This is a genomic window from Mycobacterium sp. IDUB_37 (genome assembly GCF_055419245.1).
The window spans coordinates 1,365,917-1,388,363 of the sequence record NZ_JBVAXG010000001.1; the positions used below are offsets into that span (position 1 = coordinate 1,365,917).

Below are 22,447 nucleotides of genomic sequence, written 5' to 3' on the forward strand. Positions count from 1 at the left end.
GGTAAAGCAGGCAACGCCGGCACCGTATGAGCCGGATGGCGCACAGCTGCCGCCGCGACTCACGTTTTGCAGTAGTGGCTTCGCGATGGTCCCGAATTTGCAGTAGTCCGTCCCGGATCGCATCTGTGCTCGATCGCCTGATCATCGGTGTCAGGCCGCACCCGCGTGCAACTTTTCATTCGGGCTGACGGGCAGCACGGAGGATTGTCATGTCATATCTCGTCGCAACCCCAGACCTGATCACGACGGCGACAACGAATTTGTCCGCCATCAATTCGGCTGTCAGTGCCGCAAGCGGCGCGGCTCTGGGCGCCACGACGCAAATTCCGGCGGCGGCCGCCGATGAGGTGTCGACCGCGATCGCGATGCTGTTCGGCACCCACGCCGAGGAGTTTCAGGCGGTGGCCGCGCAGGCAGCGAGCTTTCACGACCAGTTCGTACGGGTGCTCAGCGGCGCAGCGGTCTCGTATGGAAGTGCCGAGGCCGTTGGCGTCGCGGCGTTGGCCGCCTCCGCATCGCCCGCCGGTGCGTTCCAGACATTTCTGTACGGCCCGATTCACACGCTCGGGCAAGCGTGGATCACCAGCCCCTTCGGTCTGCTGCTCGACCCGCTGATCAATGCGCCCACCGATCTGCTCCTGGGGCGCGGTCTGATTGGCAACGGCGCGCCGGGCACCGCGGGCAACCCGAATGGCGGGGCCGGCGGACTCCTCTTCGGTGACGGCGGTGCCGGCTACACGTCGACCAGCGGTGTAGGCCCGCAGGCAGGCGGCAATGGCGGCGCCGGCGGGATGCTGGGCAATGGCGGCGTCGGTGGCGGCGGCTTCGCGGGCGGTGCTGGCGGTACCGGTGGTGCGGGCGGTTGGCTGATGGGCAACGGCGGCATGGGCGGCGCCGGGGGCATGGCTGTCGTGGTGGGTGGCGTCGGCGGCGCGGGTGGCGCGGGTGGGCAGGCGCTGTTCCTTGGCGACGGTGGTGCTGGTGGCAGAGGCGGCATCGGTTTGGCGGGTGCAGATCACAGTGCTGACATGGGAGTGGCCGGCGGTGCGGGCGGGAACGGTGGTGTCGGTGGGACGGGTGGTCGAGGGGGTCAGTGGATTGGTGACGGCGGCGCAGGTGGGGCCGGTGGTGTCGGCGGGATCGGCGGACAGGGCGGTGTCGGCTCGGCCGGCACGGTTGGCTTGGAGACGGGTGCCGCGGGTGCTGCCGGGGGTGCCGCCGGAGTGGGCGGCGCCGGCGGGGCCGGCGGTGCCGGCGGCCAGATCGGCCAGGCGGGTACTGGTGGTGTCGGCGGCGACGGCGGAGCCGGCGGTATCGGTGGGCAGGGCGGCGCGGGTCTGACCAGCACCGACCCGAACCAGGTCGCCGGCCAGGGAGGTCTCGGCGGAGGCGGCGGCCAAGGGGGAGCGGCGGGCGCCGGCGGCGTAGGCCTGGGTGGTGTCGCGGCCGCGGGTGTCGCGGGCAGTGGCGGTGCCGGTGGCCAGGGTGGCGCCGGCGGTCAGGGGGCGAACGGCGTGGTCGGCGTCAATGCCGGCCAGGGCGGTGCTGCCGGGGCGGGTGGCCAGGGCGGTAGCGGCGGAACGGGCGGGTTGGGCGGCGGCCAGTTAGGCGCTGGCGGTCGCGGCGGCAACGGCGGGGTCGGCGGCACGGGTGTGGCCGGGACGGTAGGTGCTGATCACAGCGGCGACGCCGGGGTGGCCGGCGGCGTAGGCGGTGACGGGGCAAAAGGCGGCGCTGGCGGTGATGCCGGTGTCGGCGGCGCTGGGTTGGGTGGCCAGGCCGCTGCCGGCACCGCTGGGTCCGGCGGGAAGGGTGGCGCTGGTGGTGCCGGCGGCGACGGCGGGTCCGGCGTTGCTGGCACCAATAGCGGTCGGGGTGCGACTGGCGGGGCTGGCGGCAAGGGCGGGTCCGGCGGAGATGCCGGCAACGCCAACGGGGGTACGTCCGGGCAGCAAGGCACCGGCGGTCGTGGCGGCGACGGTGGTGTCGGCGGGGATGGTGCGGCCGGCGGAGCCGGAACCGACCACAGCGGCGACGCGGGGCAGGCAGGCGGGGTCGGCGACACCGGAGGCCAGGGCGGCACCGGGGGCGACGCCGGGCTCGGAGGCAGCGGCTTCGGCCAAAGTGTCTCAGGCACAGCGGGATCCGGCGGTCATGGCGGCCAGGGTGGCACCGGCGGTGCCGGCGGGGCGGGGGTCGCTGGAACGAACAGCGGGCAGGGCGCAGCGGGTGGAGCCGGCGGTCTGGGCGGAGCCGGTGGGGCTGCCGGAGACGCCCACGGTGGCACGGCCGGACAGTTGGGTGAGGGCGGCCAGGGTGGTGTCGGCGGTAAGGGTGGCACCGGCGCGGTAGGCACTGATCACAGCGGTGACGTCGGGGTGGCCGGGGGCGTTGGCGGTAAGGGTGGCACTGGTGGTGACGCCGGTCTGGGTGGTGTCGGGTTGAGCGGCCAGGCCGCCTCCGGCGCGGCGGGCAGCGGTGGGACCGGTGGTCAGGGCGGCAACGGCGGTCAGGGTGCTACGGGCGTCGTCGGCACCAACAACGGTCAGGGCGCGACCGGCGGTGCGGGCGGTCAAGGCGGGGCCGGTGGCGCTGCGGGCGGTGCGCACGGCGGCAGGGCCGGCCAGCAGGGTCAGGGCGGCCAGGGTGGCGCCGGCGGTAAGGGTGGCACCGGCGCGGTAGGCGCTGATCACAGCGGTGACGTCGGGGTGGCCGGTGGCGTCGGCGGCAAGGGTGGCACTGGTGGTGACGCCGGTCTGGGTGGTGTCGGGTTGAGCGGCCAGGCCGCCTCCGGCACGGCGGGCAGCGGTGGGACCGGAGGCCAGGGCGGCACAGGCGGTCAAGGTGCCACCGGCGTCGTCGGCACCAACAACGGTCAGGGCGCGACCGGCGGTGCGGGCGGTCAAGGCGGGGCCGGTGGCGCTGCAGGCGATGCGCACGGCGGCACGGCCGGTCAGCTGGGTGAGGGCGGCCAGGGTGGCGCCGGCGGTAAGGGTGGCACCGGCGCGGTGGGTGCTGATCACAGCGGTGACGTCGGGGTGGCCGGTGGCGTTGGCGGCAAGGGTGGCACTGGTGGTGACGCCGGTCTGGGTGGTGTCGGGTTGAGCGGCCAGGCCGCCTCGGGAACGGCGGGCAATGGCGGCACCGGAGGCCAGGGCGGCACGGGCGGTCAAGGTGCCACCGGCGTCGTCGGCACCAACAACGGTCAGGGCGCGACCGGCGGTGCGGGTGGTCAAGGCGGGGCCGGTGGCGCTGCAGGCGATGCGCACGGCGGCACGGCCGGTCAGCTGGGTGAGGGCGGCCAGGGTGGCGCCGGGGGTAAGGGTGGCGCCGGTGCGGTGGGTGCTGATCACAGCGGTGATGCCGGAGTGGCCGGTGGCGTTGGCGGCAAGGGTGGCACCGGCGGCGACGCCGGTCTGGGTGGTGTCGGGTTGAGCGGCCAGGCCGCCTCCGGCGCGGCGGGCAATGGCGGCACCGGAGGCCAGGGCGGCACGGGCGGTCAAGGTGCCACCGGCGTCGTCGGCACCAACAACGGTCAGGGCGCGACCGGCGGTGCGGGTGGTCAAGGCGGGGCCGGTGGCGCTGCAGGCGATGCGCACGGCGGCACAACCGGACAACAAGGTCAGGGCGGCCAGGGCGGCACCGGGGGTAAGGGTGGCGCCGGTGCGGTGGGTGCTGATCACAGCGGTGATGCCGGAGTGGCCGGTGGCGTCGGTGGCAAGGGTGGCACCGGCGGCGACGCCGGTCTGGGTGGTGTCGGGTTGAGCGGCCAGGCCGCGGCCGGCACGGCGGGCAACGGCGGTACCGGTGGCCAGGGTGGCAACGGCGGTCAGGGCGCTGCCGGCGTCGTCGGCACCAACAACGGTCAGGGCGCGACCGGCGCGAGCGGCGGTCAAGGCGGGGCCGGGGGCAACGCAGGCAACGCCAACGGCGGCACGTCCGGGCAGCAGGGCGAGGGCGGCAAAGGTGGCGCCGGCGGCCAGGGCGGCGCCGGTGCCCAAGGCGGTAACGGCACCGACAACAGCGGTAACGCTGGCCTCGACGGCGGCACTGGCGCAGACGGTGGTAAGGGCGGCACCGGCGGTGGTGCCGGTCTGGGTGGTGTCGGATTGAGCGGCCAGGCGGCCTCGGGAGCCGCCGGCGCTGGCGGGACCGGCGGTCAGGGCGGCACCGGCGGTGACGGCGGCGCGGGTGTCGCGGGGACGAACAGCGGTCAGGGTGCCTCTGGCGGGGCGGGGGGCCAGGGCGGGGCCGGTGGGTCCGCGGGCAACGCCAATGGCGGCACAGTCGGGCAACAAGGTGCCGGCGGCCAGGGCGGTACCGGCGGTAAGGGTGGTATCGGTGTGGTGGGCGCAGACCACAGCGGCGATGTCGGGCAGGCCGGTGGCGTCGGCGGCAAGGGCGGCACCGGCGGTGACGCCGGTCTGGGTGGGATCGGGTTGAGCGGTCCGGGTGCCTCGGGCACGGCGGGTAACGGCGGCACCGGCGGCCAGGGCGGCAATGGCGGCCAGGGCACCACCGGTGTTCTCAGCACTGACAACGGCCAGGGCGGCACCGGCGCGGCGGGCGGTCAGGGCGGGGGCGGCGGTATCGCGGGCAACGCACATGGCGGCACCGCCGGCCAGCTTGGTGAGGGCGGTCAGGGCGGCACCGGCGGTAAAGGTGGCGCCGGTGCAGTGGGCGCCGACCACAGCGGTGATGTCGGGCAGGCAGGCGGCACCGGCGGCAAGGGCGGTACCGGCGGCGATGCCGGTCTGGGCGGTGTCGGGTTCAGCGGCCAGGCAGCGTCGGGCACGGCAGGCAACGGCGGGACCGGCGGCCAAGGCGGCAACGGTGGTCAGGGCGCCACCGGCGTCGTCGGCACCAACAATGGCCATGGGGCTACCGGCGGGGCCGGTGGCCAGGGCGGGGCCGGTGGAGATGCTGGTAACAGTCACGCCGGCACGGTCGGGCAACAAGGTGCCGGCGGCCAGGGCGGCACCGGCGGTAAGGGCGGTGCCGGTGCCCAAGGCGCCACCGGCACCGACAACAGCGGCAACGCCGGGCAGACCGGCGGCGTCGGCGATACCGGCGGCACCGGCGGGACCGGCGGCGATGCGGGTCTGGGCGGCCTCGGGTTGAGCGGCCAAGCCGCATCCGGGACCGCCGGCAACGGCGGTGACGGCGGCCGGGGCGGCACCGGCGGACAGGGCGGCACCGGGGTTCTGACCACCGACAACGGTCAAGGCTCGGCCGGTGGGGCGGGTGGCCAGGGCGGGGCCGGCGGCGCTGCCGGCGGTGCGCATGGCGGCACCACCGGACAGCAAGGCCAGGGCGGCCAGGGCGGTACCGGTGGCCAGGGTGGCACCGGCGCGGTAGGCGCTGACCACAGTGCTGATGTCGGGCAGGCCGGTGGAGTCGGCGGCAAGGGTGGCACCGGCGGCGACGCCGGTCTGGGTGGTGTCGGGTTGAGCGGCCAGTCCGCGGCCGGCGCGGCGGGCAATGGTGGGACCGGCGGCCAAGGCGGCACAGGCGGTCAAGGCGCCACCGGAGTCATCGGCACCAACAGCGGTCAGGGCGGTGCCGGTGCGGCGGGCGGCCAAGGTGGGGCCGGGGGCGACGCAGGCAACGCTAACGGTGGCACGTCCGGGCAGCAGGGCGAGGGCGGCAAGGGTGGCACCGGAGGCCAAGGCGGCACCGGTGCGCAAGGCGCCACCGGGACTGACAACAGCGGCAACGCAGGTCTGGACGGCGGGATCGGCGGTACCGGCGGCAATGGCGGCACCGGTGGCGATGCCGGTCTGGGCGGTGCCGGATTGAGCGGCAATGCGGCCTCAGGCGCCGCTGGCACCGGCGGCACCGGCGGCCAAGGCGGGGCCGGCGGTAATGGCGGTGCGGGTATCGCCGGGACGAACAGCGGTCAGGGCGCAGCCGGCGGTGCCGGCGGCCAAGGCGGGTCCGGCGGGAATGCCGGCGATGCCCACGGCGGCACAAATGGGCAGTTGGGGCTTGGCGGCACCGGCGGTAACGGCGGAACAGGAGGCACCGGCGCTGTCGGGGCGGCCGGAACCAATCACAGCGGCGATGCCGGCGTGGCCGGCGGCATCGGCGACATCGGCGGTCAGGGTGGCACCGGGGGTGCCGCCGGTCTCGGCGGCGTCGGATTCGGTGGCAACGCCGCCTCGGGTACGGGTGGCACCGGTGGAAACGGCGGCCAAGGTGGCGTCGGCGGCAACGCCGGCGCGGGTGTGGCCGGGACCAACGGCGGTCAAGGTGCCGCCGGTGGCGCCGGGGGTAACGGTGGTCAAGGCGGCCAAGGAGGCGCCTCCGACACCGGCACCGCCGGCCTGGGCGGTCAAGGCGGCACCGGCGGTCAGGGCGGTACAGCCGGCCAGGGCTATAACGCCGCCACCGATTCCAATGCCGCGCCAAGCACCGCGGGCGGAAACGGAGGTCAGGGCGGTCAGGGCGGCCAAGGTGGCCAAGGCGGTGCCGGTGGTAATGCGGGCAACGGTGGCACCAACGGGAAGGGCGGCAAGGGCGGTACCGGCGGCAATGCCGGCACACCCGGCGACGGCGGTGACGGTGCTGACGGCAACGCCACCTCGCTGAACGGCGGTCAGGGCGGTGACGGCGGTGCCCCCGGCGCGGTCGGTGCCGGGGGAACGTTCGGCGCCGCCGGCAAGGGTGGCGTCGGGGGCAGCGACGGCACGGTCGGCAGCGACGGCAACATCAACTTCGGCGCCACGCCGGTCGGCAATGGTGGCAACGGTGGCGCGGGCGCCACTGACAACTCTGTCGACGCCACGGCCGGTGGGGCCGGTGGGGCCGGCGGCAATGGCGGCAACTACGGCAATGGCGGCAATGGCGGTGACGGGGGTGCGGGGAGCGCCGGCAGCCCGTCCGCTGGAACCGGCGGATCTGGCGGTGCCGGCGGCACCGGAGGCGGATACGGCCACGGCGGTAACGGTGGCAACGGCGGGACTGGCGGCCAAGGAGGAAGCACCGTGCAGTTCGCCACTGCCGGTACCGGCGGACACGGCGGTAACGGCGGCGCCGGAGGCACGCACGGCGACGGCGGCAAAGGCGGCGCTGGGGGCGCCGGCGGTGCCAACGTCTCCGTCCAGGGCATCGGCGGCAACGGCGGGGTTGGCGGCAACGGCGGTGCCGGCGGCACGATGGGCAACGGCGGTGCCGGCGGTAACGGCGGCAGTGTGGCGGTGATCGGCGGCGCTGGCGCCGGCGGCGGCGGCGGCGGAGGCGGCGGCAACGGCGGGGTGAACGGTGGTAACGGCGGTAAAGGCGGCACCGGCGGCGGCGGCACCTCCAAGATCCCAAGTGCCTCCATCGGCGCGGGCGGCGGGGGCGGTGGCGGCGGCGGCGGCCTAGGGGGTACCGGCGTGAACGGAAAAGGTGGTCAAGGCGGCAACGGCGGTGCGACTGGCGGCGTCTTCGGCGTCGGCAACCCCGGTTCCGGAATTTACGGCGGCTCCGGCGGGGGTGGCACCGGTGGCAGCAACGACACGGTGAACGGTGCGTCCCCCGGCAAGGGCGGCGGCGTCGGCAAGGACGGTGGCTCGTGGCCGCATACCACTTTCAGCACCGGTCCCGCAGGTGGCGGCGGCGGGGGTGGCGGCATGGGTGGTTTCTTGGGTGGCGCCCTGATCGACGGTGGTGACGGTGGCATGGGTGGCTCAGGCCTCAAGTGGGGCGACGGTGCCGCCGGAGGCAGCGGCGACCCCGTCTCCGGCAGCGGTGGCGGTGGCGGCGGTGGTGGCGCTCCCACCGGGACCAACCCCAATTTCGAAGGCGGGGTGACTGCAACTAACGGCACTAACGGCAGCGTCGCCGGCGGCGGCAACGGCGGCAACGGCAACCGGGCCTATGGCGGCGGAGGCGGCGGTGGCGGCGGCGGCGTCTCGGTCAGCACCGGGGCCGGACTGCCCGGCGGCTCCGGCGGGAGCAGCAGCAACCCGTAGCAGGGCGGTTGCGCCGATAGTGGATCGCAAGTCTGGGCCACATCCGGGCCTAAACGCGGCGAACTGCGGATTTAACAGGCGAAAGCGCCGCTCAAATCCCAGATTCGCGCGTAAATGCCCTTACCCTGACACGAGTGAGCAGTTCGAATGAAGCACTTTGGCAGCGGCCAGACGGAGTTCCCGCGGTGCCGACCTCAAGCCGTCCGTCCACGGCAAGCCTCGTCGACCCCGAGGACGATCTGACCCCCGCCGCGCGGTACTCAGCGGACTTCGGCAGCACCGGAACCACCACGGTCATCCCGCCCTATGAAGCGTCCAGTTCCGGCGTCCTCAACTCTGGATACAACCTGATGGACGCGCAGGATCCGCTGCCCTACGTCCAACCGCAGCCGGTCAGCCGACAGGTCCCGCCGGCCCCGGCCGCCAGCGACATCGACGACGACGATGACCGGCTACTTACCGCAGGCCGTCGCGGCACCCAGAACTTCGGCCTATTTGTACTTCGGGCCGGGCTGGGCGTTGTATTGGTAGCCCACGGACTGCAGAAACTATTCGGTTGGTGGGGCGGGTCGGGCCTGCACGGATTCAAGAACGCGCTGACCGACGTCGGCTTCCAACATGCCGACATCCTTTCCTACGTCAGCGCAGGTGGCGAGATCGTCGCAGGCGTGCTGCTGGTGCTGGGCTTGTTCACCCCGATCGCTGCCGCCGGTGCGCTGGCCTTTCTGATCAACGGCCTGCTGGCGTCCGCGTCGGCGCGGCCGCATACGCACACCTTCACCTACTTCCTGCCCGATGGGCACGAATACCAGATCAGCCTGATCGTCATGGCGGTTGCCGTGATCCTGGCGGGCCCGGGCCGCTACGGGTTCGACGCGAACCGCGGTTGGGCGACACGGCCCTTCATCGGGTCATTTGTGGCGTTGCTGGCCGGCATCGCGGCCGGGATCAGCGTGTGGGTGTTCCTCAACGGCGTCAATCCGCTGGCCTGAATCCGCCCAGCGCGTTTGTCCGACTTTGCTTCTCAGTCACGCGCCAATGACTTAGCCTGAGAGCCGTTCGTCCGCGTGCCGCGCCAGGCAGCGGCATTGTCGGCCTCGGACTTTTGGGGAACACCTTGAGCACACCCCGCGATCACAACCAGCCTCCATGGCCGCCGCGATCGAATCCGGGGCCGTATCCGGGGCAAACGCCCGGGTATCCGCCCCAGCAGGCCGGGAATCCGTTCGGGCAGCAGCCCACGCAATGGGCTCAGCCGCCGGCCCAATACGGCCAGCCGCCTCAGTATGGCCAGCAGCCGCAATATCGCCAGCCGCCGGCGCAGTACGGCCAGCCACCAGCGCCTCCCGCGCCGAAGAAGAAGGGTGGCTCCAAGAGCAAGCCGTTCCTCATCGCCGGGGCAGTCGTCGGTCTGGTGCTGATCGTGGTGGTTGTCGCGCTGGTCCTTTCGGCGAACCGCGACGTCAAGAAAGTTGCCGTCAGCGATGTGCAAAACGAAGTCCAACAGGTCCTGCTGGACCGGGTCGTCGGCTACAGCTCCGGTGACATCACGGACGTCAGGTGCAACAACGGCCAGGACCCGACCGTGAAGAACGGCGGGAGCTTCAAATGCAATGTCACCGTGCGAGGTAAGCAGCACCAGCTGACCGTGACCTTCAAGGACGCCGACGGCACGTACGAAGTCGGACTGCCCGAACTGGATGGTGGGAAGTGAAGCCGGCGGACATGCGTGGCGTGAAGTGGACCAAGGCCGTCATCGCCGCCGCTTGCGTACTACTGACCTTGACCGCCTGCGGATCGGGCAAAACGAGCATGGTGGGTGGCCGGGCCGTGTCCGGGCTATACGACCCGGCCGAGGTCGGCGGCCTGCCCATTAGTGAGGGTCCCAGCGGACCGCGTCCGAATGCGCCGCAGCCGACCGGCACGGTGAAGAACGGCAACAACAGCGACGACGACAAGCTGGCCCAGCTGGCGATCAACGACCTCGAGGACTTCTGGAAACAGTATTGGCCAGAGGCGGCCAAGAAACCTTTCAAGGCTGTCAGCACCCTCGTGTCCTACGACTCGACCGATCGCAACAGCCCTATCGTTTGCCGAACCAAGACTGCGGGGTCCATCAACGCCGCGTATGTCTTCAGCTGCAACCTCGTCGAATGGGACCGGGGTCAACTGGTCCCGGCGGCCAAAAAGTTCTTCGGCCCGATGGCGGTCGTTGGGATTCTTGCCCATGAGTTCGGCCACGCATTGCAGGTCAACGGGGGATTGGTGAACACCCGGACGACGCCGACGCTGGTCATGGAGCAGCAGGCGGACTGCTTCGCCGGGGTCTATCTGCGGTGGGTCGCCGAGGGCCACTCGTCACGCTTCACGCTGAGCACCGGTGACGCGTTGAGCCACGTGATCGCCGGGATGCTCAAGATTTCCGATCCGATCATGTCCGAGGAGGAATACGAGGGTTCCGAAGACTCCGAGCACGGATCCGGTTTCGACCGGGTCAGCGCTTTCCAGATGGGCTTCGACAGCGGGTCCGGGACATGCGCCAAGATCGACACGGACGAAATCAAGAAGCGCCGTGAGGGTTTGCCGCTGGCGTTGCAGCAGGGCTCTTCGGGTGAGACAGATGCGGGTGAGGTGACCATCGACCAGGACACCGTGGGGACCTTGATCGAGATACTCAACAAGATCTTCTCGCCGAAATCGCCGCCCTCCGTCGTTTTCAGCTCCACGAAATGCTCGGATGCCAAGGCCACCAAGGGTGCCTCCTACTGCCCGTCCACCAATACGGTTATCGCCGACCTGAGCACCTTGCAGGAGATCGGCAAACCCGGTGGTCGGAAAGGAATGACAGACCCGCAGATGCTGCAGGGCGACAACACCGCGCTGTCCATCGTCGCCTCGAGGTATGTGCTGGCGCTTCAGCACGAGCGGGGTCTACCGCTGGACACAGCATTGGCTGCGGTGCGAACCGCCTGCCTGACCGGGGTTGCTCAGCGCGGTATGGCGCAACCCGTCGAGATCCCGTCCGGTAAGCAACTGGTTTTGACTGCCGGCGACCTGGACAAGGCGCTCGTCGGACTACTGATCAATGGCGTGGCCGCTAGTGACGTCAACGGCGAAAATGCCCCTGCAGGCTTCACCCGGGCCATCGCCTTCCGTGGCGGCGTCCTCGACAACCTCGACGAATGCTTCAAGAGGATCGCCTGATCACCGATATGGGTTGGGAACCCGCCCCGAGCTCGCCTCGGTGAGATCGGGAAGCGTCGCGAAGGTCACCGCGGGTAACCGCAGCTCCGAGCCGCTCTTGAGCTGAGCGCGCGCCCAGGAACCGCGGTGAAACCGCAGTCCGTCGATGTCGTCCCAGGCCACCGTCTGGCTGCCCAGCAGTGTGCGGACCGTGACTCCGCTATCGTCGGCGACCGTCCGCAGTCGAACGATCAACGCGGACAACAGCACCGGGATGACCAGCGTCGGCGCGCTCAGTGGCCAGGCCATCACCGGTACCAGCAGACATAGCGTCAGGAATCCCACGGCGAGGTGAGCCATCGGCGACACCTTGATCACGACAGGCGACTTGGTAACCACCCTCGCATCATTCCATCGCTTTCTAAGGTGCCCGATCTAGCACCGGATTTGACGGCTGACCTGTGCGAAGGCTACGGTCGGACACTATGCAGCGTGGAATGCTCGTAGTAATTAGTCGGCGCGTTGGTGCCTGACTAGCTCTTTCGAGCACCAACGCGACCCTCGTGCAGCAGTTCAGCTGGCGGGGGTTTTTTCTTGCCCCGAGACGCCAAAGCCGAGAACGATTCAACTCCGAATTCAAGAGGAAACAGTGAGCGCACCTACCAAGCCACCGGCAGCGGCCGCGACGCCTGCTTCGGAGCAGGCGGCCGACATCGCCTCAGACGCCGCCAAAGCTGCGGCGAAGCCGCTTACCGGCCAGCCGGAAAAGATTGCACCGGAACAACTTACGGGTGCTCAGGCGGTCATCCGATCGTTGGAGGCGCTCGACGTCGACATCATCTTCGGGATCCCGGGCGGCGCCGTACTACCCGTTTACGACCCGCTGTACGACTCGCAGAAGTTGCGCCATGTGCTGGTCCGCCACGAGCAGGGCGCCGGTCACGCCGCGAGCGGCTACGCCCATGCCACCGGCAGGGTCGGGGTGTGCATGGCCACCTCGGGTCCCGGAGCCACCAACCTGGTGACGCCGCTGGCGGATGCGCAGATGGACTCGATCCCGGTGGTTGCCATCACCGGCCAGGTCGGGCGCTCACTGATCGGGACCGACGCCTTCCAAGAGGCCGACATCTCCGGCATCACGATGCCGATCACGAAGCACAACTTCCTGGTGCGGACCGGCGACGAGATTGCCCAGGTGATGGCCGAGGCCTTCCACATCGCGGCATCGGGTCGCCCCGGCGCGGTGCTGGTGGACATCCCCAAGGACGTCCTGCAGGGTCAGTGCACGTTCAGTTGGCCGCCGCGGATGGATTTGCCCGGCTACAAGCCCAACACCAAGCCGCACAACCGGCAGATCCGCGAGGCAGCCAAGCTGATCGCCGCCGCGCGCAAGCCGGTGCTGTATGTCGGCGGTGGGGTCATCCGCGGCGAGGCGACCGAGGAGTTGGCGCAGCTCGCTGAGCTGACCGGCATCCCGGTGGTCACCACGTTGATGGCGCGGGGCGCGTTCCCGGACAGCCATCATCTGAACATGGGCATGCCCGGCATGCACGGCACGGTGGGCGCGGTGGCAGCGCTGCAGCGCAGCGACCTCCTGATCGCGCTGGGCACCCGCTTCGACGACCGGGTGACCGGACGCCTCGACACCTTCGCGCCCGACGCCAAGGTCATCCATGCTGACATCGACCCTGCCGAGATCGGTAAGAACCGGCACGCCGACGTGCCGATCGTCGGCGACGTGAAGAACGTCATCACCGACCTCATCGAGATGCTGCGGCACTATGACACGCCGGGCAATCTCGATATGACGGACTGGTGGGCCTACCTGGACGGTGTCCGCAAGACCTATCCGCTGAGCTATGACCCGCAAAGCGACGGCAGCCTCGGCCCGGAGTACGTGATCGAGAAGCTGGGCCAGATCGCCGGTCCGGACGCCATCTATGTGGCCGGCGTCGGCCAGCACCAGATGTGGGCGGCGCAGTTCATCAAGTACGAAAAGCCGCGCACCTGGCTGAATTCCGGCGGATTGGGCACCATGGGCTTCGCCATCCCGGCGGCCATGGGCGCCAAGATCGCCCTGCCTGACACCGAGGTGTGGGCAGTCGACGGCGATGGTTGCTTCCAGATGACCAACCAGGAACTGGCCACCTGCGCCATCGAGGGCATCCCGATCAAGGTTGCGCTGATCAACAACGGCAACCTGGGCATGGTGCGGCAGTGGCAGACGCTCTTCTATGAGGAGCGGTATTCGCAGACCGACCTGGCCACCCACTCTCACCGCATCCCGGACTTCGTCAAGCTGGCCGAGGCGCTGGGTTGCGTCGGATTGCGTTGCGAGCGTGAGGAAGACGTCGAAGACGTGATCAACCAGGCGCGGGCGATCAACGACCGTCCGGTGGTGATCGACTTCATCGTCGGCGCCGACGCACAGGTCTGGCCGATGGTTGCCGCCGGCACCAGCAACGACGAAATCCAGCACGCACGCGGCATCCGCCCGCTGTTCGACGACATCACCGAGGGGCACGCCTGATGGTCACCGGTTCGCCAAAGACGCATACCTTGTCGGTGCTCGTCGAGGACAAGCCCGGTGTGCTCGCGCGGGTGGCGGCGCTGTTCTCCCGCCGCGGATTCAACATCGAGTCGCTTGCCGTCGGTGCCACCGAGCAGAAGGACATGTCGCGGATGACGATCGTGGTCTCCGCCGAGGAGACACCGCTCGAGCAGATCACCAAGCAGCTCAACAAGCTGATCAACGTGATCAAGATCGTCGAGCAGGACGACAACAACTCCGTGGATCGCGAACTGTGCCTGATCAAGGTGCGCGCCGACGTCGGCACCCGCAGCCAGGTGATTGAAGCGGCGAATCTGTTCCGCGCCAACGTAATTGATGTCTCTCCGGAGTCGTTGACCGTCGAGGCCACCGGTAACCGCGGCAAGCTCGAAGCGTTGCTGCGACTGCTGGAGCCGTTCGGCATCAAGGAGATCGTTCAGTCCGGGGTGGTGTCGATGGCTCGCGGCCCGCGCGGCATCGGCACCGTGAAGTAGTAGATCCGAAATAGAAGAAGGAGATTTGCAGCAGTGGCATTAGAGATGTTTTACGACGACGACGCAGACCTGTCGATCATCCAGGGCCGCAAGGTCGGTGTGATCGGCTATGGCAGCCAGGGCCACGCGCACTCGCTGAGCCTGCGCGACTCAGGCGTCGAGGTGAAGGTCGGACTGAAAGAGGGTTCGAAGTCCCGCGCCAAGGTCGAAGAGCAGGGACTCGAGGTCGACACACCGGCCGAGGTGGCCAAGTGGGCCGACGTGATCATGCTGCTGGCGCCCGACACCGCGCAGGCTGACATCTTCAAGAACGACATCGAGCCCAACCTCAAGGACGGCGACGCGCTGTTCTTCGGTCACGGACTCAACATCCACTTCGACCTGATTAAGCCGCCCGGCAACGTCACCATCGCGATGGTCGCGCCGAAGGGGCCCGGTCACCTGGTGCGGCGTCAGTTCGTCGACGGCAAGGGCGTTCCCGCGCTGATCGCCGTCGACCAGGACCCGACCGGCAACGGCGAGGCGCTGGCGCTGTCCTACGCCAAGGCCATCGGTGGCACCCGCGCGGGCGTCATCAAGACCACCTTCAAGGACGAGACCGAGACCGACCTGTTCGGCGAGCAGGCCGTGTTGTGCGGTGGCACTGAGGAATTGGTGAAGACTGGCTTCGACGTCATGGTCGAGGCGGGTTACCCGCCGGAGATGGCCTACTTCGAGGTGCTGCACGAGCTCAAGCTCATCGTGGACCTGATGTACGAGGGTGGCATCGCCCGGATGAACTACTCGGTGTCGGACACCGCGGAGTTCGGCGGCTACCTGTCGGGTCCGCGCGTCATCGACGCCGACACCAAGGAGCGCATGCGCGCCATCCTGCGCGACATTCAGGACGGCAGCTTCACCAAGAAGCTCGTCGCCAACGTCGAGGGCGGCAACAAGCAGCTCGAGGGCCTGCGCAAGGAGAACGCCGAGCACCCGATCGAGGTCACCGGTAAGAAGTTGCGCGACCTGATGAGTTGGGTCGACCGGCCGATCACCGAGACCGCGTAGCGCCCCCTACCGGGCTCACCACCGCGAGCAGACGCAAAATCGCCCTGGAGCACGTGCTCCAGGGCGATTTTATGTCTGCTCGCGCCTATGAGGTGAGCCGCGCCGCGGTCTCCACCACCCGGCGCGCGAGGTGGTCGAGACCATTCGCGGTCGCCTCGTCGAACTCGCTGATGTTGTCGTGCGTGGTCACCAGGCTGACCCCGTAGGGGTTGCCGTCGACGAATTTGACCGGGTCGGTATAGCCCGGCGGCACGATGATGCCGCCAAAGTGCATTAGCGTCACGTAGAGCGTGAGCAGCGTCGTCTCCTGGCCGCCGTGCCGGGTGTTACTCGACGTGAAGCCGGCGTACACCTTGTCGGCGAGCTTGCCCTGCGACCACAGCCCGCCGAGGCTGTCCAGGTATTCGCGCAACTGTGCGGCCACCGAACCGAATCGGGTGGGGGAGCCGAAGATAACGGCGTCCGCCCACTCGATGTCGTCGCCGGTCGCCGCGGGTAGATCCTTGGTCGCTTCGTAATTCGCCGTCCAGGCGGGATTGCCCGCGAAGGACGCCGGATCGCGGGTTTCGGCGACGGGGCGTACCCGGACTTCGGCTCCTGCCGCTTGCGCCGCAGCGGCGACGCGCTTGGCCATCGAGGTGCCGTGTCCGGTGGCTGAGTAGTAGATGATCGCGAGTTTCGTCACGGTGTAAGCCTAAGCGGCCGGATCTTGCGACTGCCAGCACGCCGCCATGCTTCATTACGCATATGTGAAATGGCGTTAAAGAATCAAGCGATCGTATGCATCGAAGCACATCTGACGTTTAGAATAAGACACGTGTCAACGGCCGCCTTTGCTTTACACGGCGCCCCTGGTTGGACATTTTCCCGACATGAGTCAACGCAATAGACACCAGCTGTGAAGATGATCTCGATCTGATAACAGTTGGGCTGTGGTGCGAAATGCGCGGTATCTTCTGCACCACGATCGGCTACACGCCGGCCGGTTTTTCAACCGTCTGATTTCCTGAGTTAATGGCGGGAAAGGTTGGGTTGTGGGCTCTTCGGTGTTGGCTGCGTCGATTATGGATGTTGAAGCTTTCAGTGCGCGTTATCGAGTGAATGCATTCTCGCGCGAGTGGGATCCGATAAGTGCGGTGCGGGTTGAGCAGATACAAGGGGAATCCTATCTGAATTCGGGTTATGTCACCTCGGACGCAATAGATAGTTTGGGGCGGCTGGACAACTCGAATCCGGAATTCCTGTTGGACAAGGCGCGCGGCAGTTCCCCGCAGCTGGCAGTGCAGTATTTATACGCGATTCAGATCGAACCCCACCTTCACCGTCATGACGAAGGCGGAATGCGGGTCGTCAACGTCGGGCCCGAGGGATCGCTCGACGACATCGTCGCGTTCAGATTGAGCAAAGCGTCGATCGGACCGTTCTGTCAGCGCGAGCTTTACGGTGCAATTGACCGACTGGGTTGTCACGGTGTCAAAGAGTTGACCGCACTGTCGCTGACGAAAGATGCCGACCCCACGGTGTCCTACGCGCTCATTCGCGACGCGCTGCACCGGGCATTAATCAACAAGACCGACGAACTGTGGATCAACACGATAGCGGTGGCGGCCCATCGAAAATTGTGCCGAAAGCTCGGCGAGTTCGCCTTTCCGCAAATGGGTAAGCCGTTCTATGCGCATCGAGACAACGATCCCAGGACGTCAAATGACTTGCTCGTGGTCCCCACGATCTGCGAAACACGGAATTTTCTCGACAACATCGCCTGCGGTGTCGAGATCGCCGAGGACGAACCGACGACGAGACTCCGCGCCGCTGCGCTGCGGTTCATGACCGACGGTCTCGACCCGCACTTCCTGACACCGTTCGTCCGGCAGATGCTGCGCTCCGCGCAGACGCATTGAGTTCAGGGACTCAAGCCAGGCATTTCGGTGATGCCGAACTCTCGCCGCAACACGGTGCGCGCCGCGTAATAGCCGGCCATCCCGTGCACCCCGGCGCCGGGCGGGGTGGCCGCCGAGCAGAGATATACCTTGGGAATTGGTGTGCTCCAAGGGTTTAGCCGCGGCGTGGGACCCAATATCGCACGCAACACCGAGGCCCCGCCCACTCCGATGTCCCCGCCGACATAGTTGGCATTGTGGTCGGCCATTTGCGCCGCAGGCACCGCACGTGCCGCCACCACGATGTCGCGGAAGCCGGGAGCGAAGCGTTCGACGACGGCGGTCACGGCCTCAGTCGCGTCCACCTCGGAACCCGACGGAACATGGGCATAGGTCCAGAACGGCCGGCGGCCCGCGGAGTCGACACGGCCGGGATCGGCGACGTGGGGCGAAGAGGCAAGCACCATCGGCGATTTCGCCGGCCGCCCGGCTGCGATGTCCGCCTCGGCTTGTGCCATCTGCGCACGGGTGCCACCGAGATGCAGGGTCGGCGCGTCATTGAGCCGGGGATCGGTCCACGGGATGTCGTCGCTGAGCACGAAATCCACCTTTGCGACACCGGATCCGAATGTGTAGCGGCCCAACGCTTTCGCGTACCGCGGCGGGGCCGTGTGCCCATACACCCGCAGCAGGGTGGTCGGTGCGGTATCGAAAACGGCGACACCTTCCGGCGGTTCGGTGACCTCGCTGCCTGACGCCAATACCCCGCCGTGCGCGGTCAAGTCGGCGATCAGCGCATCCGAGATCATCTGGGTGCCGCCCAACGGAATTGGCCATCCGACCGTGTGCGCGAGGGTCGACAGCATCAGACCCGCGCCGGCCGACGCGAGTGACGGCAATGGCGTGATCGCATGGGCGGCAACGCCAGTGAACAAGGCGCGAGCGTCTTCCCCGGCCAGCGCTCCCCATGCCGGGGTTCCCTGCGCGAGCATCCGCAGCCCGAGGCGGACGACGGTCGGCAACGCGCGGGGAGCCGACCGTTTGTCGCCGAGTAGGAATGCGACGACCGCATCCGGGTTCGCCACCAGCGGGCCGAGGAAGCGACGCCACGACGCGCCGGCGTCCAACTCGGCGCAGGTGCGTTCCAGATCGCGATAAGCGATCGCCGCGGGCCGGCCGGGAAGCGGGTTGGCATACGAGATCTCCGGAACCGCCAACGCGACGCCGCGCGCTGCCAGATTGAACTCGGCGAAGAACGGAGATGCCAGCGCCAACGGGTGCACCGCAGAGCAAACATCATGCAAAACTCCGGGAAATTCGAAGTCGGCAGCGGTGCGGGCGCCGCCACCGAAGGTCGGCTGAGCCTCGACAACCTGCACTTTCAAACCCGCACGGGCGAGGATGACGGCTGCTGATAGTCCATTCGGCCCACTGCCGACCACGGTGACGTCCACTGCTTAATTACAGCCGACTAGTCTGTCCGCGTGAACTTGCCTGTTGTTTTGATTGCCGACAAACTCGCCCAATCGACCGTCGCTGCCCTGGGAGACCAGGTTGAGGTGCGCTGGGTAGATGGCCCTGACCGGGAGAAGCTGCTGGCCGCGGTGCCCGAGGCCGACGCGCTGCTGGTGCGGTCGGCGACGACGGTTGACGCCGAAGTACTGGCCGCGGCCGCCAAACTGAAGATCGTCGCCCGCGCGGGTGTCGGGTTGGACAACGTCGACGTCGACGCTGCCACGGCCCGTGGGGTACTCGTGGTCAACGCGCCGACCTCGAACATCCACAGCGCCGCCGAGCACGCGATCGCGTTGCTGCTGGCCGCGTCCCGTCAGATCCCCGCTGCCGACGCCACGTTGCGTGAGCACACCTGGAAGCGCTCGTCGTTCAACGGTGTCGAGATCTTCGGCAAGACGGTCGGCGTGGTCGGGCTGGGCCGGATCGGCCAGCTCGTCGCCCAGCGGATCGCCGCGTTCGGCGCGCACATCGTCGCCTACGACCCATACGTGTCGTCGGCCCGCGCCGCCCAGCTGGGCATCGAACTGCTGTCGCTGGACGACTTGCTGGGCCGTGCCGACTTCATCTCGGTGCACCTGCCCAAGACGCCCGAGACCAAAGGCCTGATCGACAAGGACGCACTGTCCAAGACCAAGCCGGGGGTCATCATCGTCAACGCCGCACGCGGCGGCCTGATCGATGAGGCCGCGCTGGCCGATGCGATCACCAGCGGCCACGTGCGGGGAGCCGGCCTGGACGTGTTCTCTACCGAGCCGTGCACCGACAGCCCGTTATTCGAGTTGCCTCAGGTCGTCGTCACACCGCACCTGGGTGCGTCTACCTCCGAGGCTCAGGACCGTGCCGGCACCGACGTCGCCGAAAGCGTGCGGCTGGCTCTGGCGGGGGAGTTCGTTCCCGACGCCGTCAACGTCGGCGGCGGCGTGGTCAGCGAGGAGGTGGCGCCCTGGCTCGACCTGGTGCGCAAGCTCGGTGTGCTGGCCGGCGCCCTGTCCGACGAGCTGCCGGTTTCGCTGTCGGTGCAGGTGCGCGGTGAGCTCGCCGCCGAAGAAGTCGAGGTGCTGAAGCTGTCGGCGCTGCGCGGCCTGTTCTCCGCGGTGATCGAGGACGCGGTGACGTTCGTGAACGCACCGGCGCTGGCCGCCGAACGTGGCGTCACCGCCGAGATCGGCAAGGCCACCGAGAGCCCCAACCACCGCAGCGTCGTCGACGTGCGCGCGGTCGCCGCGGACGGCTCGGTCGTCAACGTCGCGGGAACCCTGTCCGGCCCGCAGCTAGTCGAGAAGATCGTGCAGGTCAACGGCCGCAATTTCGACCTGCGCGCGCAGGGCACCAACCTGGTGATCAACTACGCCGACCAGCCCGGAGCCCTGGGCAAGATCGGCACCCTGCTGGGGTCCGCCGGGGTGAACATCCAGGCCGCTCAGCTGTCCGAGGACACCGAGGGCGACAGCGCAACGATCCTGCTTCGGCTGGATCAGGACGTCCCGGCCGAGGTGCGTTCGGAGATTGCGTCAGCCGTGAGTGCCAGCAAGCTGGAAGTGGTTGACCTGTCATGACCAAACTTGCGGTCATCGCCGGAGACGGCATCGGTCCAGAGGTGATCGCCGAGGCGCTCAAGGTTCTCGACATCGTCCTGCCGGGCGTGGAGAAGACCGACTATGACCTGGGCGCCCGGCGTTTTCACGCCACCGGCGAGGTGCTACCGGAGTCGGTGGTGCCCGAGTTACGTCAACACGACGCGATCCTGCTCGGCGCCATCGGTGACCCCTCGGTCCCCAGCGGCGTATTGGAGCGGGGCCTGCTCCTTCGCATGCGCTTCGAACTCGATCATCACGTCAACCTGCGGCCGGCCCGGTTGTATCCGGGCGTGAGCAGTCCGCTCGCCGGGAATCCCGCGATCGACTTCGTCGTGGTGCGCGAGGGCACCGAAGGTCCCTACACCGGCAACGGCGGTGCGATCCGCGTCGGCACGCCCCATGAGGTGGCCACCGAGGTGAGTGTCAATACCGCGTTCGGGGTGCGACGGGTGGTGACCGATGCGTTCGAGCGGGCCAGCAAGCGCCGCAAGCATCTGACCCTGGTGCACAAGACCAATGTGCTGACATTCGCCGGGGGACTGTGGTTGCGGACGGTCCAGGAGATCGGCAAGAACTATCCCGACGTCGAGGTGGCCTACCAGCACGTCGACGCGGCGACCATCTTCCTGGCCACCGATCCGGGCCGCTTCGACGTGATCGTCACCGACAACCTGTTCGGCGACATCATCACCGACCTGGCAGCCGCGGTGTGCGGCGGTATCGGCCTGGCCGCCAGCGGGAATATCGACGCCACGCGGACCAATCCGTCCATGTTCGAACCGGTGCACGGCAGCGCGCCTGACATTGCCGGACAGGGCATCGCCGATCCCACCGCGGCCATCATGTCGGTGGCGCTGTTGCTGGCCCATCTTGGCGAGAACGAGGCGGCGGCCCGGGTTGATCGGGCGGTGGCGGCTTACCTGGCGACTCGCGGGGACGAACGGCCTGCAACCGCCGTTGTCGGCGAACGGATTGCAGCCGAGCTCTAGTCTCCAAACCCGGCGGCAGCACCCGCGTCGGCACCAACGGTATTGCGGCAAGCGGGAATAGGCCGCACAATCCCCAGGCCAGGGGATAAGCGGCCGCGGTGATCAGCGCGCCGAACATCGGCGGTCCCGCCGCCGCCATCAAGCGCTGAGTCGTGTTCTGGGTGCCTAGCGCGCGGCCGCTCCAGTACGGCCCGGCGAACTCGGTGATGGCGGTCGCTTCCAGTCCGTTGTCGAGTGCGGCGATCACCGACACGACGATCATGAGTAAGACGTCGTATTGCGTGTCGAGATCGTCGGAGAGGGCAAGCGAGAAGAGGGCCAGCGCCGACGCGAGGGCGATCAGACGGACGGGCCGCATGCGGGATCCGACGCGGTCCGACCAGCGGCCGACCAAGATGCGCCCGCCCGCGCCGATGAGTTGTGAGATGGTCACCAATCCGCCGGCCGCGGCGACTCCCCAGTGATGGTGGTTGATCAGCCAGACCAACATGAAGGTCACGGTCACGGTCTGCGGCATCATCAGCAAGGCCGATGACGCGTGTATTCGCCACAGCACCGAGGACCCGCGGTAGGGGCTGGCCAGTTCTTCAACGCTGGCCGACTTGCGGGATTTGCGCGGCGGGTCGACCACGAAGACCAGGCTGACTACGGCCGCGATGGCACACGCCACCGCGGGACACATCAATCCGGTGTGGGCGCCGTCTTCGGCCAGCACGGGAATCAATAACGCCCCCACCGCGATTCCGAGCGGCTGCGCGGTCTGTCGGATGCCCATCGCCAGGCCACGCTGATGTGGCGGAAACCAACCCGACACCAGTCGGCCACCGGCGGTGTTGCAACTGGCCGCGGCCATGCCGCCGAGAAACAGAAAGACACCCTTTCCCAACAATGAATGCGACGAGGCGGCGGCGAAGGCCGCTGCCGCGGTGAGCGCCGAGCCGGCCGTCAGCACGACTCGCTCACCGAGACGGTCCAAGACGTAGCCCCAGGGGATCAGCGTGACCACCATGCCCCAGCTCGGCATCGACGCCAACAGACTTGCTTCGGTCAGCCCGGTGCCGTGCGCGGCTTGCAGTCGGGGGATCAGAAATGCGACACCATTGATAAAGAGGAAAGAGCTGGCCGTGACGAAGAGCGAGACGGCCACGATCGACCAGCGCGCGTGCCGGCTCAGCTGGCCGGGGCCGTCGGTCTCGTCCTCGGGCATCCGCTCATGCTCGCACAATCATCGTGACGCGGCGGTAGGTGAATCG

At 68.6% G+C, this 22,447-nt stretch carries 13 protein-coding genes and 1 pseudogene; 10 read left to right on the plus strand and 4 right to left on the minus strand.

Going from position 1 to position 22,447, the window contains the following annotated elements:
- Positions 1–209 precede the first annotated feature (209 nt).
- The 4 genes from ACZY1I_RS06375 (at position 210) to ACZY1I_RS06390 (ending at position 11,162) form a co-directional block, all read left to right on the plus strand.
- Complete coding sequence (locus ACZY1I_RS06375; RefSeq protein ID WP_463753394.1) at positions 210–7,958, plus strand: PE family protein; 7,749 nt, start codon at positions 210–212, stop codon at positions 7,956–7,958.
- Between the two features lie 134 nt (positions 7,959–8,092).
- Positions 8,093–8,950, plus strand: a complete 858-nt coding sequence (locus tag ACZY1I_RS06380; RefSeq protein WP_463753395.1) for a DoxX family protein — start codon at positions 8,093–8,095, stop codon at positions 8,948–8,950.
- A gap of 125 nt (positions 8,951–9,075) precedes the next feature.
- Positions 9,076–9,672 carry a DUF4333 domain-containing protein gene (locus ACZY1I_RS06385; RefSeq protein WP_463753396.1) on the plus strand — a complete coding sequence of 199 codons (597 nt, stop codon included), beginning with the start codon at positions 9,076–9,078 and terminating at the stop codon, positions 9,670–9,672.
- Entirely contained in the window at positions 9,669–11,162 is a 1,494-nt protein-coding gene (locus tag ACZY1I_RS06390; protein ID WP_463753397.1) for a neutral zinc metallopeptidase, read from the plus strand. Before ACZY1I_RS06385 ends, ACZY1I_RS06390 begins: the two co-directional genes overlap by 4 nt.
- Here ACZY1I_RS06390 and ACZY1I_RS06395 read toward each other — a convergent pair whose 3' ends face one another.
- Complete coding sequence (locus ACZY1I_RS06395) at positions 11,163–11,501, minus strand: PH domain-containing protein (RefSeq protein ID WP_463753398.1); 339 nt, start codon at positions 11,499–11,501, stop codon at positions 11,163–11,165.
- Positions 11,502–11,790: 289 nt separating this feature from the next.
- Between ACZY1I_RS06395 and ACZY1I_RS06400 the strand changes: the two genes are divergently transcribed.
- Genes ACZY1I_RS06400 through ilvC form a run of 3 tightly spaced genes read left to right on the plus strand, consistent with a single transcriptional unit; the run spans position 11,791 to position 15,233 of the window.
- On the plus strand, positions 11,791–13,671 hold the full coding sequence (locus ACZY1I_RS06400; RefSeq protein ID WP_463753399.1) for an acetolactate synthase large subunit: 1,881 nt from the start codon (positions 11,791–11,793) through the stop codon (positions 13,669–13,671).
- On the plus strand, positions 13,671–14,186 hold the full coding sequence (gene ilvN / locus ACZY1I_RS06405) for an acetolactate synthase small subunit (RefSeq protein ID WP_463753400.1): 516 nt from the start codon (positions 13,671–13,673) through the stop codon (positions 14,184–14,186). The genes ACZY1I_RS06400 and ilvN overlap by 1 nt, the downstream gene beginning before the upstream one ends.
- A 45-nt stretch (positions 14,187–14,231) precedes the next feature.
- Positions 14,232–15,233, plus strand: coding sequence for a ketol-acid reductoisomerase (ilvC, locus tag ACZY1I_RS06410; protein ID WP_463753541.1), 1,002 nt, complete (start codon positions 14,232–14,234; stop codon positions 15,231–15,233).
- An 85-nt stretch (positions 15,234–15,318) separates the two neighbouring features.
- On the opposite strand, the gene wrbA is transcribed toward ilvC, so the two are convergent.
- Positions 15,319–15,918 (minus strand): NAD(P)H:quinone oxidoreductase, encoded by a 600-nt coding sequence (gene wrbA, locus ACZY1I_RS06415; RefSeq protein ID WP_463753401.1) that lies wholly within the window; start codon positions 15,916–15,918, stop codon positions 15,319–15,321.
- A 349-nt stretch (positions 15,919–16,267) separates the two neighbouring features.
- On the opposite strand from wrbA, the gene ACZY1I_RS06420 reads away from it, so the two are divergent.
- Positions 16,268–17,134 carry a hypothetical protein gene (locus ACZY1I_RS06420; protein ID WP_463753402.1) on the plus strand — a complete coding sequence of 289 codons (867 nt, stop codon included), beginning with the start codon at positions 16,268–16,270 and terminating at the stop codon, positions 17,132–17,134.
- 2 nt (positions 17,135–17,136) lie between these two features.
- On the opposite strand, the gene ACZY1I_RS06425 is transcribed toward ACZY1I_RS06420, so the two are convergent.
- Positions 17,137–18,567, minus strand: a complete 1,431-nt coding sequence (locus tag ACZY1I_RS06425) for a phytoene desaturase family protein (RefSeq protein ID WP_463753403.1) — start codon at positions 18,565–18,567, stop codon at positions 17,137–17,139.
- A gap of 30 nt (positions 18,568–18,597) precedes the next feature.
- On the opposite strand from ACZY1I_RS06425, the gene serA reads away from it, so the two are divergent.
- Both serA and ACZY1I_RS06435 read left to right on the plus strand, forming a co-directional pair.
- A complete protein-coding gene (gene serA / locus ACZY1I_RS06430; RefSeq protein ID WP_463753404.1) occupies positions 18,598–20,184 on the plus strand; it encodes a phosphoglycerate dehydrogenase in 1,587 nt (528 codons plus the stop codon).
- Positions 20,181–21,194, plus strand: coding sequence for a 3-isopropylmalate dehydrogenase (locus ACZY1I_RS06435; RefSeq protein ID WP_463753405.1), 1,014 nt, complete (start codon positions 20,181–20,183; stop codon positions 21,192–21,194). Before serA ends, ACZY1I_RS06435 begins: the two co-directional genes overlap by 4 nt.
- 133 nt (positions 21,195–21,327) lie before the next feature.
- Here the strand turns inward: ACZY1I_RS06435 and ACZY1I_RS06440 are convergent.
- Positions 21,328–22,401, minus strand: a pseudogene (locus ACZY1I_RS06440) (MFS transporter); the annotation flags it as partial.
- Positions 22,402–22,447: the final 46 nt, after the last annotated feature.